Origin of the sequence: Streptomyces koelreuteriae (genome assembly GCF_018604545.1) — a bacterium.
Classification (GTDB): domain Bacteria; phylum Actinomycetota; class Actinomycetes; order Streptomycetales; family Streptomycetaceae; genus Streptomyces; species Streptomyces koelreuteriae.
The window spans coordinates 4,221,078-4,238,085 of record NZ_CP075896.1 but is presented as its reverse complement, the minus strand read 5'-3'; the positions used below and the strand labels follow the sequence as shown (position 1 = coordinate 4,238,085).

At 67.4% G+C, this 17,008-nt stretch carries 14 protein-coding genes and 1 pseudogene; 6 read left to right on the top strand and 9 right to left on the bottom strand.

The features are described 5' to 3' along the window. The first annotated feature begins 3 nt into the window (after positions 1-3). Positions 4-870, top strand: a complete 867-nt coding sequence (locus KJK29_RS19030; protein WP_215120351.1) for a hypothetical protein — start codon at positions 4-6, stop codon at positions 868-870. A 174-nt stretch (positions 871-1,044) separates the two neighbouring features. On the opposite strand, the pseudogene KJK29_RS19025 reads toward KJK29_RS19030, so the two are convergent. Further along, positions 1,045-1,176: pseudogene (locus KJK29_RS19025) on the bottom strand (thiamine biosynthesis protein ThiC); the annotation flags it as partial. A 73-nt stretch (positions 1,177-1,249) separates the two neighbouring features. On the opposite strand from KJK29_RS19025, the gene KJK29_RS19020 reads away from it, so the two are divergent. Next, on the top strand, positions 1,250-2,815 hold the full coding sequence (locus KJK29_RS19020) for a recombinase family protein (protein WP_251057859.1): 1,566 nt from the start codon (positions 1,250-1,252) through the stop codon (positions 2,813-2,815). 135 nt (positions 2,816-2,950) lie between these two features. Here the strand turns inward: KJK29_RS19020 and KJK29_RS19015 are convergent, their stop codons facing one another. The 4 genes from KJK29_RS19015 to KJK29_RS19000 all read right to left on the bottom strand — a co-directional run bounded on the left by KJK29_RS19015 (position 2,951) and on the right by KJK29_RS19000 (position 6,157). After that, positions 2,951-4,306: a replication initiator gene (locus tag KJK29_RS19015; RefSeq protein ID WP_215124352.1), complete on the bottom strand. Its 1,356-nt coding sequence runs from the start codon at positions 4,304-4,306 to the stop codon at positions 2,951-2,953. A gap of 299 nt (positions 4,307-4,605) precedes the next feature. Then, on the bottom strand, positions 4,606-4,803 hold the full coding sequence (locus tag KJK29_RS19010) for a hypothetical protein (protein ID WP_215120350.1): 198 nt from the start codon (positions 4,801-4,803) through the stop codon (positions 4,606-4,608). Then, positions 4,800-5,810 (bottom strand): FtsK/SpoIIIE domain-containing protein, encoded by a 1,011-nt coding sequence (locus tag KJK29_RS19005; RefSeq protein ID WP_215124351.1) that lies wholly within the window; start codon positions 5,808-5,810, stop codon positions 4,800-4,802. Before KJK29_RS19005 ends, KJK29_RS19010 begins: the two co-directional genes overlap by 4 nt. Next, positions 5,810-6,157, bottom strand: coding sequence for an SCO3933 family regulatory protein (locus KJK29_RS19000; protein ID WP_215120349.1), 348 nt, complete (start codon positions 6,155-6,157; stop codon positions 5,810-5,812). Before KJK29_RS19000 ends, KJK29_RS19005 begins: the two co-directional genes overlap by 1 nt. A 165-nt stretch (positions 6,158-6,322) precedes the next feature. On the opposite strand from KJK29_RS19000, the gene KJK29_RS18995 reads away from it, so the two are divergent. Next, a complete protein-coding gene (locus tag KJK29_RS18995) occupies positions 6,323-7,102 on the top strand; it encodes a GntR family transcriptional regulator (RefSeq protein WP_215120348.1) in 780 nt (259 codons plus the stop codon). 410 nt (positions 7,103-7,512) lie between these two features. On the opposite strand, the gene KJK29_RS18990 is transcribed toward KJK29_RS18995, so the two are convergent. Continuing rightward, positions 7,513-7,809: a hypothetical protein gene (locus KJK29_RS18990; RefSeq protein ID WP_215120347.1), complete on the bottom strand. Its 297-nt coding sequence runs from the start codon at positions 7,807-7,809 to the stop codon at positions 7,513-7,515. Positions 7,810-8,130: 321 nt separating this feature from the next. Beyond that, the gene (locus KJK29_RS18985; protein WP_215120346.1) at positions 8,131-8,688 is read right to left on the bottom strand and encodes an ATP-binding protein; all 558 of its coding nucleotides are present in this window, start codon (positions 8,686-8,688) and stop codon (positions 8,131-8,133) included. Positions 8,689-8,897: 209 nt separating this feature from the next. On the opposite strand from KJK29_RS18985, the gene KJK29_RS18980 reads away from it, so the two are divergent. Then, positions 8,898-10,271, top strand: coding sequence for a tetratricopeptide repeat protein (locus tag KJK29_RS18980; protein WP_215120345.1), 1,374 nt, complete (start codon positions 8,898-8,900; stop codon positions 10,269-10,271). 3 nt (positions 10,272-10,274) lie between these two features. On the opposite strand, the gene KJK29_RS18975 is transcribed toward KJK29_RS18980, so the two are convergent. Then, positions 10,275-11,189, bottom strand: a complete 915-nt coding sequence (locus KJK29_RS18975) for a phosphotransferase enzyme family protein (RefSeq protein ID WP_215120344.1) — start codon at positions 11,187-11,189, stop codon at positions 10,275-10,277. A 588-nt stretch (positions 11,190-11,777) separates the two neighbouring features. Here KJK29_RS18975 and KJK29_RS18970 point away from each other — a divergent pair. Then, positions 11,778-12,236, top strand: a complete 459-nt coding sequence (locus KJK29_RS18970; protein WP_215120343.1) for a lactococcin 972 family bacteriocin — start codon at positions 11,778-11,780, stop codon at positions 12,234-12,236. Between the two features lie 913 nt (positions 12,237-13,149). On the opposite strand, the gene thiC is transcribed toward KJK29_RS18970, so the two are convergent. Then, positions 13,150-14,952, bottom strand: coding sequence for a phosphomethylpyrimidine synthase ThiC (gene thiC / locus KJK29_RS18965; RefSeq protein ID WP_251057858.1), 1,803 nt, complete (start codon positions 14,950-14,952; stop codon positions 13,150-13,152). A gap of 254 nt (positions 14,953-15,206) precedes the next feature. Between thiC and KJK29_RS18960 the strand changes: the two genes are divergently transcribed. After that, complete coding sequence (locus tag KJK29_RS18960) at positions 15,207-16,937, top strand: YibE/F family protein (protein ID WP_215120342.1); 1,731 nt, start codon at positions 15,207-15,209, stop codon at positions 16,935-16,937. Positions 16,938-17,008: the final 71 nt, after the last annotated feature.

Here is a 17,008-nt window from a genome sequence, read left to right as displayed (position 1 = left end):
GGGATGCACATGAACAGCGTTCCGCAGCACCTGCTGAGCGAGGACCGCCAGGAATACGAGCGGATCCTCGATGAGGTGCTGCGCTCCGCCCCACACCGTCCGGAACTTGCCGCTGTCGGACAGCGGCTGAACTCGGAACAACTGCGCACCATGGCGCTGAACGCCACCGCGCTCATCACGGCGGCCGCGTCGACCGAATACCAGCACTACGTCAAGGTCCGTGAGGAACTGCGCCAGCCGTCGTCGTCGAGCGCGCCGACGGTCCGCGAGTCCGGCTCTTCCGAATCGGGCACGGGCCCGGCGGGGCTCGCCGCCGCCATGGGCGAGGTCGCCGAGACCGCCGGCGCGGGCGCCGTCGCCGTCGTCGCCGTCCTGGCACCGGTCCTGGCCGGGACCGCCGCCGCGATCTTCCTGCTCGTTGGCTACATCCTGCAGATGCTCGACCCCGAGCAGGCGTTCGCGCGGACCATGCTCACGACGGGCTGGGTGTTCGGCGCCGTGACCGCGGTGGCGATCCTCGTCGCCGCGGCGGGGCTGCTGCTCACCGCCCTGCGCAACAAGCCGACGGCCGAAGGCGGGCCGTACGACGAACTGCAGGGGGAGGTGGCCCTGGCCAGGGACGCCTGGCACGAGGCCCTGCTGGAGCGGGGCATCCTGCCGTTCCTGCGCGAGGCGCTCGTCAGCCCGGACGCGACCGCCGCACTGCATCACACCTCCTCGTCCACGCCGATCAGCCGCATCCCGCACCTCGGCTACGACCGCCCGGGTTTCACCAGCCCGGACGAAGGCCACCGCGGCTCACGGCCGAGCTACAGCAGCCCGGACTACACCAGCCCGGACTACGGAGGACCGGAACACCAGCCGGAGTAAAGCCGGTTCGGCTCCGCGTACCCATCCGCAGGCCAAGGGGCCGTGCCCGGAGGCCAGGGCCAGGGCCAGGGACCATGTGTCCCCAGCCCTCGGCCCTCGCGGCCCGTGCCCAGTCGGCCGCTTGCCGGCCTCACGGCCTGCCGACGGCCGGATCAGGCGCGCATCAGGCGCGGATCAGTCCGCGATCGGCAGGTACACCCGGTTCCCGCTCGCCGCGAACTCCTTCGACTTCTGCGCCATGCCCTCCTCGATCTCGGTCCGTGTGCCGCCGTGTTCACGGCGGATGTCCTGCGAGATCTTCATGCTGTAGAGCATTACTGAAACCCACACATGCGCTACGGTCGTTCCAGCAGCCCAGACATGGACCGAGGGGGAACACGTGGGCAAGCGCGAGGAGTTGGTCAGCAAGCTGCGAGGTACGCCCGAGGGACTGCCGTCCGTCGAGGAAGTGCGCGCCATGCTGGCTTCCGACCCGGAGTTGAAGTGCGTCGTCTGCTACGCACGGATCTCGTTCGACGGCCGGGTGAAGGATGCCCACGGCGTCGAAGACCAGCACCGGGACATGACCGAGGCCGCCCGAAGGTTCGGATGGCTCGTCGTCTTCCGCTATACGGACAACGACAAGAGCGCGAGCAAGGAGAACATCGTTCGCGATGACTTCGAGCAGCTGCTCGCCGATCTTGCTGCCGGGACGACGCCGGACGGGTACCCGATCCACGGCGTCATGGCAGTCAACGACGACCGGCTGTACCGGCGCCCGAGTGACTGGGAGCGGTACCTGAAGGCGTTCACCACGCAGGAAGGACGCGTCTACCACGACTCGAACGGCATCCAGGACCTCTACGCCGAAGGCTTCGAGATCAAAGGGCTTCTGGGGGTCGCCATGTCCCTCAGCGAGACGAGGAAGAAGGAGCGTCGGAGCAGGAACAGCCACCGCAGCCGGGCGATCCGCGGGCAGTCGGTAGCGGCGTGGCGCCCCTTTGGATGGGAGGACGACAAGGTCTCGTTGCGCCCGGACGAGGCTGAAGCCATCCGTCAGGCGGTGAAGGACGTGATCGCGGGTGCCTCCATTTCCGAGATCACGCGCCGGTGGAAGGAGGCCGGCTTCATCACGAGTCGCGGGAACGCCTTCCAGTACCAGACCGTCAAGCAGGTCCTGGTGAACGCGCGGCTGTGTGGATATCGCGAGATCAAGGGCGAGCTTGTACGTGACGGCGACGATCAGCCCATCGTGGGCGAGTGGGAGTCGATCATCACTCCTAAGGAGTGGTTCGCGGTCACGGCCAAGGTCAGGGAGCGTGGCCGCGGAACCGGGATGCCGCGCGGTGGCCTGGTCCACAAGTACCTGCTGACCGGCATCCTGCGATGCGGCCAGGTGCTGGAGGACGGCACGGTCTGCAACAACAAGATGATCGGGATCAAGGCGAACGACTGGCTCAAGTATCGGCACGCCTACATGTGCAAGAAGACCGTGGACGGCGGCTGCAACAAGACCTACAAGCGGGGCGACAAGACAGACAAGGCCATCGAGGAACTGGTCATCGCCAAGTTGGAGCGCGATGCGGCAAGCAAGGCCCAGGACGTACCGGACTGGGACAAGGCCGATGCCCTGGAGCGAGCCGTCAGGAGCCGCAACGAGCTGGAGCGGCGTTGGCACGACGACGAGGACACGGACATCGATGATGAGACGTTCTTCCGCAATCTCCCGGTCCTCGAACGGCGGATCAAGGAGCTTCGTGCGGATCAGCGGGCGCACGAAGCTCTGAAGGCGGAGGCCGAGGAAGCCAAGGAAGACGTCAGGAACTCGTGGGGGTCGAAGACGCTCACACAGAAGCGTGAGGCGATCAAGAAGGTGCTGAGCGCCGTGATCGCAGTGCCGGGTGGCAAGGGCAACAGGACATTCGACCCGGAGCTTCTCAAGCCTGTGTGGCGGACTTCCGAGTGAGCTGAAGTCCGAGGATCTCCCCCACGCTCCGCAATTGGTCATCGGAGAGTGGGGGAGAGTCCCGTAGCTGCCGCTCGATCCACGCTCGTACTGCTGCTTCCTCGCGCTCAACGCTGGCCTTCGCCGAAGTCGTGCTCAGTTGGCATCACCGCCAGCTCGGAGAGCTTCCCGCGCGACGGCGCGGTTCTCAGCGATGTCATCTGCGATTCCGGCGGCGATGAGCGCAGCGCCCGAGGTATGGCCGGAGCCGACGTAGCGCCAGTGCCTATCCGTGACCGCCCCAGGGACGTCGACACCGCCTACGTGCTGGGCGCGTTCGGCCCGCAGTGCCGCGAAGGTGGTGGAGTAGGCGCGAGACTTCGTGAGGATGTGGCCCCGGTAGCCGAGCGTGTGAGCCCACGTGCGCAGGTTCAGGGGTTCGAACTCGGGCAGGCCGCCCAGGCGCCAGCAGGTCCGCATGAGAGTGCGAACGTGTGCGCTCACGGACGCAGCCTCGATGTCATCCCAGGTGGTGACCCTGTAGTCGATGCCGGCGCCTGTCTCGCTCGCTCCCTTGGTGACGTACTTGGCCACATAGGCGGCGATGGCATCATCGTCAGGCCCGTCACCCTCGGCGTGCAGCGGGCGCACGTCGACCTGGGCGCCCCAACGCAGAGCCAACTCACCCACCGCGGGGCTGTACGGCGTACGGACCAGGACACGGGAAGCGGAGGACCGCACGGCGGCGATGAGCCGGTGCGCGGCCCAAGGGGGAGGTTCGTCCGCCGGTCCGTTCGGGCCGTCGAGGCGGACGACTGCGTGCACGTGGACGGCCGCCCGCTTCTGGTACTCGGCGACGCGTGCGAAGGACAGCCGGGCATGGTCCCGAAAGTGGGACTGTACGAGGCCGACCGAGGAGGCGAGCCGCCGTCGGACGTCGATGACGAACCGATCCCACAGCTTCGACGCATGCGCGTGCCACAGCACGTGGCCGGTGTAGTCGTAGCAGTCAGCGCACAGGGGCTTGCCGACGGAGGGGTCATCGGGACCGTGGACAGCGCCGCAGCTCCGAGGACGGTCGTGTTCGCACGTCCCACGGTCACGGCGGGGGCGGCACAGCTCCCCGGCGCGGTGCACGTGACCGAAGGACGGGGCAGTCAGGGTGACGAAGAGCCGGGGCCGGTGGCGGACTGCGGCAGGGACGTTCTTCCCGCCGAGGAGGCCCGCGCGGACGAGGTGGAAGGTGTCGCCCGCGTGGAGGCGTGAGCATGCGGGGCAGACGGTTGCCCGGCGGTTGCGGCAGCGTACGAGAAGGCGTTCACCGGGTTCGTTGCCGGTGTCGTAGTGGCGGAGGACTTCGCCGGTTGCGCCGTCCAGGGCGGTGGTGGAGCCGGAGAGGTGGACGGGGTGCGAGCAGCCACCGGTGGCAGTGATCTGCTCCAACAGGCGGGGAAACGCCGGGTCCTGGGCTAGTTCGATTGCGTCGCGGTCTGCTTCGGACAGCTGACGCAGGCGCGCCGCGCGGTTGAGGACGGCGCGCCTGTCAGCCGGGGTGAGCTCCGGTGTGATGGTGGGGACCTTCCAGGGTGGGCCGCCCTAGCGGCACGGTGGGTGGGTGGCGGCGCGTTGTCGGTCATGGGGATCACCTTCCTTGTGGGGTCGGGCGGGGTGACGTTCAGCGGATGGTTCCGGTGCCCCGACAGACGCGGCAGCGCCTCTGCCGTCCAGTCCAGGTCCTGCGGGCTCCGTCGCCCTTGCAGTGGGGGCACCTCACGCGGGGCATGGGCATGCCGTTCCGTTCCCTTCTCTGGTCAGGTGTGGGAGAAGCCGTTGATCAGCCACGTGACGAGGCCGTGGACGGTGTAGATCACCGGGGTCTGGCCGAGGTAGAGGCCGAAGAGGCCGACGCAGACCGCTTCCCAGGCGCGCACGTCGCGGGAGCGGACGAGGAGGACGGTGATGATCCCGAAGACCATCGCGAACGTGAACGCCGTACCTTCGCTGATCACTTGTCGTCTCCTTCAGGCGCCGCAAGGGCACGGTTGAGGGCGGGCAGGTCCGGGGTGAGTGCTGCGTGCTTCCGAGCCGTCGAGACGGCCTCTTCCGTGGGCGTGAGGTGGGAACGGGCGCGGCTCCAACTGCCGTCCGGGCCGGTGCACACGGCCACGCCCCGTTCCTCTGCCGTGATGGCTTGCGCGACAGCCACGGCGTCCTTGTTCAGGTCGCCCAGGGTCATCTCTGCCGTGCCGGGATCGTTCACCCGGTGGCAGATCCGGCCGCCGAGCTGAGCCCGCAGGGCGGTGACGCCGGGCCCCAGATCGGAGCCGACCCGCTGTCCGGCCACCACCAGGTGGACGCCGAGTGCTGCTCCGAGCTGGGCCAGGCGCAGCAGCAGCGTGGAGCACTGCTCGGTTTCGGCTTTGCTCTCGCGGCGGCCGTCGGACAAGTACAGCTCTGCGATCTCGTCAACGATCACGACGACCGGCACCGGCCGGAGCTTGTCGGGCAGCTCCCATATGGAGCGCACGCCGGCCGACCGGCACACGCTCATTCGTTCCTGCATGAATCCGGGCCGCTGTAGCGGATCACTGACCATCGCCGTCAGCAGGACCAGCCCGCGTTCCGGCGAGGTCACGCGCACTGCGTGAACCTTCCAGGCATGGACGAACGCGTCTGCCGCCTTCAGGTAGGTCGCCGGAGTCTGACCCGCGTGCAGCCGCACACTCACGGTCAAGCCCATGCGGGTAGCCCGGGGGAACGAGATCCGTGGAGCCGTCGGCCGGACCGGGTCCCCCTTGACCAGCAGGTGCCCGATGAGCGTTCGCGCCGGGAGGCGGGATACGGACAGGTCGTTGAGCAAGGCAACCCTGCGCCAGGTGAACACCACCCGGGACGCAGTCACGGGGTAGCCGATCACGTACCAGTGCCAGGCCGGACGGTGGCGCCGAACCAGGTCACCGACGACCAGCACCCAGGCCAGTACCGCCAGGGCGAGCGCGAGCAGGGTCGGCCCAATCACGCGTCACCGCCCTTGCCCTGCGCCGCCGGTCCGTGCGCGGGCGTGATCGTGTCGGCGCGGAAGCTGACGCCGCTGCGGTCGCCCATCGACCAGACGAACGCCGTCAGCCCGGTGACCTTGACGACCTGGCCCGCTTCCAGCCCCTTGGGCTCACCGCTCACGGCGATCTCGATCACGGAGATACGCCGTCCGTCCGGCCGCACGGTGACGGCCACGCTGTAGACCGGGTTGCCGTCCCGGTCCTTCTTCACCTCCTGTGTTTCGGAGTTGCTGAACTTCACTTCAGGCGCGTTGGCACACCGCAGTACGCCGAGTCGCGCCGTGTCCACGGGAATGGACTGCATTGGATTTGGCCTCCCTGGCCAGTCGGGACGCCAGTGAGATACTGACGTCACTTGTCCTTACGAGTTACGACTATGGAGTGCTGTACGGCGAGGGTGCAACTACTTATGCTGACGAGTGATGTCGCGCGTGCGACGTACCTACGACCTCACCCGGAGATTGCCGAGATGACGGAGATCCAGCGCCCCGGAGCCCTCTACCAGCAAGTCGCCGCCGCCATCCGCGCAGCGATCCTGTCGGGCGAGTTCGCCCCTGACTCCCTGCTTCCGTCGGAAGCCCAGCTCATGGCCCGCTACAGCGTCTCCCGCCCCACGGTTCGCAACGCCATCGCCGCACTCCGGGCGGAAGGTCTCATCGACGTGCGCCACGGCAAAGGCAGCTTCGTACGCTCCAGCGGCCAGCCCACACTCACCCTCGAACGCCGCATCAACCGCACCACCGACAGCAAGTTCGTCATGCCCAACGGCGACGCCTGGCAGGAGGCCGAGGAGCCGAGCAGCTACCGCACCCGGACCACGAAAGCCACAGGTCGACTGCTGGGACTCAGTGAGGAAGAGGCCGTGTTCGGCTGCGACCGGCTCTTGATCGACACGGCTACGGGTGCCCGCGCAATGCACCGCATGCTGATTCCGTTCGAAGTCGCCGAGGCGGTTCCAGTGCTCGCTGAGGAGCCGTGCCAGCCCCCGGCAGCGATCTACGGAGTGCTCGCCCAGGACGGACACAAGCTGTGGTGGTCGGAGACGGTCCGCGCCCGAATGCCGCTGCCCGACGAGCGGAGCACCCTCCAGCTCCCCGACGCGACCCCGATCCTTCACGTCGCCCGCGTCGCACACGGCGCCGACGATCGCCCACTGACCCTCGAAGAACTCAGCATCGGCGCGGACCGTGCCGAACTCGCCTACCGGATCACCGCCGAGAAGCAGTCCGCGCGACGCACCCGCACCTGAGCGACAACCAGCATCGGTCGAAACAGCCTCTACTTCCTCAAGGGCGCGCCTGCGGCGCGCCGGGCCGCCCGGCCGCCCCGGCCGGGCGTGCGGCGTGGACGCCGGTCCCGGCCGGTCGCCGGGCGCCCCCGCCCACAGCACGCCCAAGGAGTCATGGCGTCGACCCGCTGTCACGGGCAGGGGCGTGGCGGGCTGGGGGTCGACGGCCTCCGAGACTTTAGGCAGCCACCACGGGGCGAGCCTCGAAGAACAGGGGGCCAATCGGGCACTACAACGGGCAGGGCAACTGCCTGCCCGATTCGCCGGGCCAGCGTAAGGCCCCCTGTTCACTCGCCCCATGGCAGCTCCAGCCCAAAGTCTCTGCGGCCGGCGACGTGCCCAAGTGCCCCGCTCACCAGCGAAAAGGCGCCTCATGCTGCACCACCGTCGCCGTCCGAGCGCACCCCCAGGAGCTGAGCGAGGCGATCCACAGCGTCCGGCCAGCCCGCCAGCCGCACCACACCGCGTCCATCCTCGTTCGTCGAGGCGACGGCCCGTACGGTGGACAGCTCGAAACCCACGCTCAGGAGCGCCCGGTTCAGTCGATCGGCCGCCACTCGTGCCTCACGCCATCCCGCGATGTAGTCGACGCCGGACACCCAGAGCCCGGAGTCCGCGCCCGTCACGTTCAGACCGTCGCTCAGCCAGTCCTCACCCGAGCCAGTCACGTTTGCCACCTCTGCCCTGATCTAGTAACGGATCGTCAACTTCCTTGGACCAGGGCGCAAACGCAGCACGGCGGCCCCGGTACCATCAGGCACCGGGAACCGCCGCGTTCCCAGCCGGGCCACCCTTCGCTTTCCAGGGCTGATGGGGTGGCCCGGTCTCGGTTTGTGGTTGTCAGGCGCGGCCCTCCGGTGTGGAGGGGAGCTCCCAGAAGCCCGGAGGAGCCGCGCCCTGGCCGAAGGGGTCAGACTTCGGCCGGTTACCGGGCCGCCGCTCGCTCCTGATCGCGAAAGAGCGACACGAGGACGGCAGCCCGGAGATCATCAGTGCGGTACCGGCTCCACCTCGTCGTTCAGATCGAAGCGACACCAGACCGTCTTTCCGCCGCGCTCTTCCGGCGTCCACCAGATCGCCGCCGTCAGACGCTGAAGGATGAGGAGTCCCCGACCGGTGTCGGGCAGCACCGCCTCAGACAGGTCTCCGAGCAACCCCGGAGAGAACACCTCCCCCGTCGGAAGCAGCGGAGGGGTCGAGTCCTCATCAGCGACACCGATGAAGAGCCACTTCGGGAACATCTTGAAGATCACGTCGATGCGTCGGCAGGCACCGGGGGAGGACAGGTGCCGGTCCGGCACGGCATGGTTCACCACGTTCCCGACCAGTTCGGAGACCACCAACTGGGCGTCACCCACGATGGCATCGGCACCAGCGCCCCGGAGGAACACAGCCGTCATGTCGCGAGCGACGCGCGCTGTGTCACCGAACTCGGCGAAGAGCGTCAACGTCAGGAAGTGCCCGTCGAAGGACGGCTCCGGTCGCACGAACCAGTGCGCGTACGCGTCAAGCTCACCCGCCAACCGTTCAGTCTTCCCCGCATCCATCACTTCCCCTTCCGAGGCCCCGCGGCTCTCACGGCACCGCTTGCTTCACGCAAGCCAGTACACGGCGAGAAGGGCGTGACCGGGAGCGTTCACCAGGGGGTTCACGTGAACACCGGCAAAGGCAAAGGGGGTTCATCAATGAACCCCCAAGGCTGATACTGCTGTGACACGATGAACACTCGCCGTCATTCTCGGGTTGGCAGGGGAGCATGAGCCGAGAGCCGAACGCGCAGTTAATCGCCGTCATGGACGAGGCGAAGGTCTCGAACAAGGGCCTGGCGAAGCGCATGAAGGACGCCGCCGCTCAGCGCGGCATCAGTCTTGGAACAACGCACGTATCAGTACAGCGATGGCGGGACGGCGCGGGCATCCAGCCTCAGACAGCGGCACTCATGGCCGACGTACTGAGCGCCAAACTCGGCCGCCGCATCGCTCCCGGTGATCTCGGCTTCTTCGATCACACACGGCCGGCCACTCCAGAACCGCTCGGTTATCCCAGTACGGTCCCCGACGTGCTGTCGATGCTGGATGGACTCGCCCAGGAACGGGCCGACACCGTCACATCCGAGCAACTGATCGTCTCGGACTCAGATCTCAGCTCCGCCGTCCTGTCCTGGATGATCGCGCGCCCGGACGGCATCCAGACCGACAAGCCCGCTCAGCAGCGAGTCGGCATGCGCGACGTCCGGGCAATCAGGGACGCCGCCGCCACCTTCATGCAACTCGACTTCAAGTACGGCGGAGGCCACGGCCACAAGGCACTGCGTCACTACTTCCGCCATGAGGTCTTGCCTCTGCTCAGCGCCAGCTACAGCGAGAAGGTAGGCACGGCCTTGTTCGGCGCCGCCGCCGAGGTCTCCCAGTTGCTCGCGTGGACCGCATACGACTCCGGCAACCACCCACTCGCCCACCGCTATCTCACGTCGACTCTGCGACTGTCCCAGGTCATCGACGACCGCATGTTCGGCGCCCGCATCCTCGGCAACCTCAGCCACCAGGCGAACTATCTCGGCAACCACGCCCAGGCCATCCAGCTAGCCCGCGCAGCAGTCGAGGGCGCCAAGGGCCGAGCGACCCCGCGTGCCATGGCGAATTACTGGGCCATGGAAGCCCGAGCGCTCTCCAACGCGGGTGATCTCACCGGGGCGTCACTCGCCATGAACCAATCTGAGCGCCACTTCGAGCGCGCTGACGGTGCCGAGGACCCACTGTGGTTGAGCTACTTCGACGACGCGGAACTCTTGGGCGAGTTCTGCCACTGCTTCCGCGATCTGAGGATGCGCCGTGAAGCGGTCGAGCACGCACAGCGCGCTGTGGACAGCACTGACCCGCAGTACGCCCGCACCCTCGGTTTCTGTCGCATGGTGCTCGCACAGAGCCAGCTCCTGAACGGAGAGTTGGAAGCCGCCGTCACCACAGCCAGCCTTGCCGTGGACGGCGGCGACTCCCTCCAGTCCTCCCGCTTCCAGCGCTACGTATCCGACTTTCGGGCGGAGGTCAGTGCGTACGCGGCCAACCCCGCCGTCGTGGCCTTCAATGAGCAGGTGAACGAAGCGCTCGCCCGTCTGGACGAGGACGAGTAACAGCTAACAGGGACGCCAGTCGCGCGGCGCATCATCGTTCCGCAAGGCTGCGATGCGCCGGCGGTACTCGGCCGCCGTCCCCTCGTTCTCCTGCACGTTCTGCATCAGCCACGTGGTCATGCCGAACTCTTGGAGCCGCCGGAGCGTGTCGTAGCCGTGCCAGTCGTGCAGGTCGCGCCCGTACGCCCTCACGAAGTCGGCGTACTGCTCGTCGGTCTGCCACCCCAGACTGTGGTGCTCCGTGGCCGTAACCATTAGGTCCCACTCAGGGCGATCGAAGCAGAATGCCTCGAAGTCGATCAGGATGACTTCCCCCCGGTCGTTCACCATGAGGTTCTGCACGTGAGCATCACCGTGGACCGGCCCCTTGGGCGTCTCGAACCGCAAGCCCTCGAACTGGTCACGCAGCTCACTCCACCGCTTGCGGAGGAAAACCCTGTCATCTTCCGGGATCGCTGCCTGGCTGATCCGCAGTTCCTGCTTGTCGAAGGGGTTGAACGAGGGCAGCTCCAGGCCAACGGGCAACGTCATGGAGTGCAGGTCCCGCAAGATGCCGCCGAGTTCCCCATACGTGGCCTTACGGCTGTCCTCGACGATGAGCCGCCAGAAGGTCACCGGGTGGCCATCGATCAGAAACGGCTGCTCCAGCCCGTCGACCAGGCGCGCGGCAGGAAACCCTTCCTCGGCCAACCACTGTGACACCGCAACCTCAACGCGTGCCTTGGGCAGCCACGGTTCTCCCCGCGCCACTCGCACGATCACTGGCTCTGCGTCCAGGCGGAAGAGCGCGTTCTCTCCCAGCCGGATCAGCTCTGCCCCTCTGTCGTCCAACCCGGCCGCCAGGCAGGCCGCGCTCATCACCTGCGCGGCCCTCGTCGAAGTGAACCCCTCTTGCGATCGAGCAGCGTCAAGCGCCATGCCCGTACCAGCTCCCCTAGTCGCGCGCGATCAACTGGCGCATGCCTACGGGTGACCAACCCGACGTGCGCCAGACACGACCACGACCGTACCGAAGGCGCAGAGGCTCATGCGATAGGCGATGGCAGGTACAACATCCCCGACCACGCCTACTACTCACCAGCATCTTCAATGGGATGAGTTGATATGCCACAGCGCGGTGGCTGATGGGGGCGCCGGCTCGTACGCGCACATGTACACCTCGATCAGGTAGCCGACTGGAGGAGGCGCTTGAGGCGTTCCCTGACGTAGCCGGCATAGATCGTCCTGCCCGGGATGGCGAATCGGCCTACGGTACGCCTCCGACCTCACTGCCCGCCCTGCTCACGGATGGAGCGGGGCGGCACCAGTCCAGCATGCCGGACATTACACACTCAAACGACCATTACGAGGAAGCGGAACTAACCATCGAGTGGGTATGCAAATCTCACACATCCATCGTCGGCGCTTTTTGGCCAAGTGTTTTAGCGTCTCTTTACCAGGATGTGCGGGTTGGGGGAAGATCCATCCGCAGCCCCCGCGACGGGGGCATCACGGGAGGGGAATCACATGAAGGCATCCGGTAGGTCCATAGCTTTTGCTATTGCGGGTGGGTTCCTGGCTGCGGGCACCCTTGCCGGCCCGGCCACTGCGGACAGCGTCCAGGCGCCGACCGCTGGCGCGGTCACCGTCACTGCCCACACCAGGGGTGACGGCACCCAGCCGCCTGCCGCGCTGGGAGACCCCAAGGAATGGGGCGTAGTGGAGTTCACGGCTGGCTCCACGGGAGGCATCCGGCCGAAGACCGTCCTCGAAATTGGTGGCGGAACTTGGAGCTACGGGAAGAACCTCACCGGCGATGGCCAGTACTGCTACTCGAATTACTACCACTCCAAGGTGATGCATGGGTCGACCGTGGAGCTGGCTGGGGGGTCGAACAAGGCTGTGGAGGCCAAGGGCAAGTGGTCTTACGCCAATATGACCGCGGGCGCAGCGTACACGTGCAAGACCTACTACGCTAAGTACTAATTCCGTCCGCTCCCGGCGGCCACCGCCGGGGGCGGATTTTCTCAGCGTGAGAAATTGCCACAGAGTAGGGTCATGAAAATCCCACAATTTACGCCTTGTCGCATCGCTCGTATTGCGACAGTTCTCGTGGCAGGTGCGCTCCTCGGCGCTGTCGGCCCATTCGCGAGCAAATTCGACAACCCGGTCTGCCAGGCCGTAGGCGTCGTATTTTCTGTGGGATGGTCGTGGGCATGCTTCGCCTTCCTGATCGGTTACTCCCGGCGGTCAAGAGTCGAGGCATCATTGCTGGCGTCCTCGGCATTGGCAGTAGGCGTAGCCGTATATTATCTTTTCAAGTTTCTGATCCCCGCGGTTCCGGCCGGGGGACACGTCATCTCTGGTGCGGGCGATGGCCTCCCCTCCAGGGCCGTGTTCTGGGGGGTAGCGGCTTTCGCCTTCGGTGCGCCCGTTGGGCTCCTGGGGAGTATGGCCAGAATGCCCGGCATCGGCGGTCTAGGGTTCCGCCTGCTTGTCCCGTTGATCGCCTTCTTTGAGGCCTCCCAGCGGCTGGCAGCAGAGGTGGGCGACTCGCAGGGCCGAGTCGCCGAAATAGTGTGGGCTTCGGTTCGCGTGCTCTCGGCCGTGGCCGTCGTGCTTCTCGTGGGTCATACAGTGTGGAGCTGGTGGCATGGCCGGGGTGCGCGGCAGCCTGCCCCAGCGAAGCGCCTCTGAGGCCTCACCGGTACACCGGCCGGGCAGCCGGTCAACGGCGACGCCCGTCAGACCTCCGCCCACGCCAAACCAGTCAGGGCAGCGCTGCACATGCGGCCAGTGGTACATGGTGTCAGCGCGGGCCGGACCCAAGCTGCGGTTCCGGCCCGTCGCTTCGCAGTAGTCGCACTTCCCGCGAGCCGTTGACTCCAGCGCTTCAGGCTCAGTCGGCGATCGGCAGGTACACCCGATTGCCTGCCTCGGCGAACTCCTTCGACTTCTGGAGCATCCCCTCAGCGATCTCCTCGGACGAGGCTCCCTCAGCCGCCGCGCCACCGAACCGCTCTGTGATGCTTTGGCTAATCTTCATGCTGCAGAACTTGGGACCGCACATCGAGCAGAAGTGAGCCGTCTTGGCGGGCTCGGCCGGCAGGGTCTCGTCGTGGAACTCCCGTGCCGTGTCCGGGTCGAGGGCCAGGTTGAACTGGTCCTCCCAGCGGAACTCGAAGCGGGCGTCGGACAGCGCGTCGTCCCACTCCTGGGCGCCCGGGTGCCCCTTGGCGACATCGGCCGCGTGGGCGGCGATCTTGTAGGTGATGACACCGGTCTTGACGTCGTCACGGTTCGGCAGGCCCAAGTGCTCCTTGGGGGTGACGTAGCACAGCATGGCCGTGCCCCACCAGGCGATCATCGCAGCACCGATGCCGGAGGTGATGTGGTCGTACGCCGGCGCGACGTCCGTGGTCAGCGGGCCGAGCGTATAGAACGGAGCTTCATCGCAGATCTCCTGCTGAAGGTCGATGTTCTCCTTGATCTTGTGCATCGGGACATGGCCCGGGCCTTCGATCATGGTCTGTACGTTGAAACGCTTGGCGATCCGGTTGAGTTCCCCGAGAGTGCGCAACTCCGCGAACTGCGCCTCGTCGTTGGCGTCCGCGATCGAGCCGGGCCGCAGGCCGTCGCCGAGCGAGTACGTGACGTCGTAGGCGGCGAGGATCTCGCAGAGCTCCTCGAAGTGCTCGTACAGGAACGACTCCCGGTGGTGCGCGAGGCACCAGGCGGCCATGATCGAGCCGCCGCGGGAGACGATGCCCGTCTTGCGGTTGGCCGTCAGCGGCACATAGGCCAGGCGCACGCCCGCGTGGACCGTCATGTAGTCCACGCCCTGCTCGGCCTGTTCGATGACCGTGTCCTTGTAGACCTCCCAGGTCAGGTCCTCGGCGCGGCCGTCGACCTTCTCCAGGGCCTGGTAGAGCGGCACGGTGCCGATGGGGACGGGGGAGTTGCGCAGCACCCACTCACGCGTGGTGTGGATGTTGCGGCCGGTGGAGAGGTCCATGACCGTGTCGGCGCCCCAGCGGGTCGCCCAGGTCATCTTCTCGACCTCCTCCTCGATGGAGGAGGTCACCGCGGAGTTGCCGATGTTGGCGTTGACCTTCACCAGGAACCTCTTGCCGATGATCATCGGCTCGATCTCCGGGTGGTTGACGTTGGCCGGCAACACGGCCCGGCCCGCGGCGATCTCGTCGCGGACCACCTCGGGCGAGACGTTCTCCCGGATGGCCACGTACTCCATCTCGGGTGTGATCTCGCCGCGTCGGGCGTACGCGAGCTGCGTGACCGCCTGGCCGTCCCTGCTGCGACGCGGCTGGCGCGGGCGGCCGGGGAAGACGGCGTCGAGGTTGCGGAGGCCGCCGCGGGGCGAGGTGTGCTTGATGCCGTCGTCCTCGGGGCGGACGGGGCGGCCCGCGTACTCCTCGGTGTCGCCGCGGGAGATGATCCAGTTCTCGCGCAGCGGCGGCAGGCCCCTGCGGACGTCGGTGTCGACGAGTGGATCGGTGTACGGGCCGGAGGTGTCGTACAGCGTGACGGCCTGGCCGTTGGTGAGATGCACCTGACGAACCGGCACGCGCAGGTCGGGGCGGGTGCCCTCGACATACGCCTTGTGCCAGCCGATGGACTTCCCGGCCTCCTCGGACTGTGCGTCCTGAACGGAGGCAGGCGTGCGTGCGTCCTTGTCGGTCATGAGACCTACTCCCTACGCCGGCATTACCCGGTAACAGGTTCGGCGGTCGACGCAGCGGCTTCCGTCTGCCGACGTTCCGTGTGAAACATCACTCGACTTCGGTGATGTTTCATGTGAAACATCGCTGGGACGGAGGTCAGCGCCCTCTCAGCCCGGTGCTCCGAGCTCCCGCGTGTACAAAAGGTGCCTCCACGCTAGCGGCAATTCTGGCGCGGTGAACAGAGGGCCCCCCTCGTTCTTGCGATGATCGGTCGGTGACCACGACGCAGCGTCCCCCTTACCCACCGCCCGAGCCGCCTCGCGGATCCGGTGCCGGAAGCGGCAACGGCCGGGGAGACGGCCACGATTTCGCCTCCGGGGCCGGGTATGGGCCTGGGACGGGATTCGGGCCCGGTGCTCGTGCAGGTGCCGGTGGTGAGCGTGGTTCCGGCTCGGCCGGGGGATACGGACCCGGCAACGGCCAGGGTGGCGGCTCAGCCGGTGGGCATGGAGTCGGCCCCGGCGACGGGCGGGGCCCGGGCTCCGGAAGCGGGCACGGACACGGTTCCGGAACCGGCGGAGGAGACGGCCACGGACACGGACACGGCTCCGGGACCGGTGGCGGCGGCGATGGTCACGGGCACGGCTCCGGGACCGGCGGTGGCGACGGCCACGGGCACGGCCCCGGTTCCGCGCCAGGGGGCGGGCACGGGCACTCACACAGTCACAGCCACGGTCCGGCCACGCCCGTCTCCATGCATCTGCGCAAGATCATCGCGGCGATCCTGATCCCGTTCGGCGCGGCCGTGCTGGTCGGTCTCGTCGTGCTGTGGCCGGGCGGCGCCCCGGGGCACGAGCGCACCGGCGTCGGCTTCGACCGGCAGACCGAACAAGCCTCGGTCACCAAGGTCGTGGAGATCAGCTGCAAGGAGGCCGGCGCCTCGGGGGTCCCGCCGACCGGCGACACCTCCACCGCCGAGGGCTCCTCCGCCGTGCAGCAGGAGAAGGGCACCTGCAAGCGGGCGACGGTCCGGGTCGACAGCGGCAAGGACAAGGGCCGCACCTTCACCGAGATCATCCAGCCGGACCAGTCCCGCCAGCTGCACGAGGGCCAGAAGGTCGTGGTCGCCTACGAGCCCTCCGCGCCGAAGGATCTGCAGTACTCGGTCACCGACGTCAACCGCCGTCTGCCCCTGGCCCTGCTGGCCGGCATCTTCGCACTCGCCGTCGTGGTCGTCGGGCGGCTGCGCGGGGTCATGGCCCTCGTCGCACTGACCATCAGCTTCCTGGTGCTGACCTTCTTCATCCTGCCCGCGATCCTGCAGGGCTCGAACCCGCTGGTCGTGGCGGTGGTGGGCGCGAGTGCCATCATGCTCATCGCCCTGTACATGTGTCATGGACTGTCCGCACGGACCTCGGTGGCGGTGCTCGGCACCCTCATCTCCCTGCTGCTGATCGGCCTTCTCGGCTCGCTGTTCAACAGCTGGGCCGCGCTCACCGGCAACACCGACGACAACACCGGCCTGATCCACGGTCTCTATCCGACGATCGACATGAGCGGTCTGCTGCTCGCCGGCATCATCATCGGTTCGCTCGGTGTGCTCGACGATGTGACGGTCACGCAGACCTCGGCGGTCTGGGAGCTGCACGAGGCCAATCCGTCGATGGGCTGGCGCGGGCTCTACCGCGCGGGCATCCGGATCGGCCGCGACCACATCGCCTCGGTCGTCAACACGCTCGTCCTCGCCTACGCCGGTGCCGCCCTGCCGTTGCTTCTGTTGTTCTCCATCGCGCAGAGCGGCGTGGGGACGGTCGCCAACAGCGAGCTGGTCGCGGAGGAGATCGTGCGCACGCTGGTCGGTTCGATCGGCCTGGTGGCCTCGGTGCCGGTCACCACCGCTCTGGCCGCGCTCGTGGTCTCGGCCGACCGCCCCGGGGAGGAGCGCGCCGTGGAGACCGCCGCGGTACCGGCACGCGGGGGGCGGGGCCGGCGCCGTAAGCGCTGACGTCTCTGAGCCAGACGTCCCAGCGCCACGACGACGAAGCGTTCCCGCAGGGTCGGCGGCATCCGGTGAAG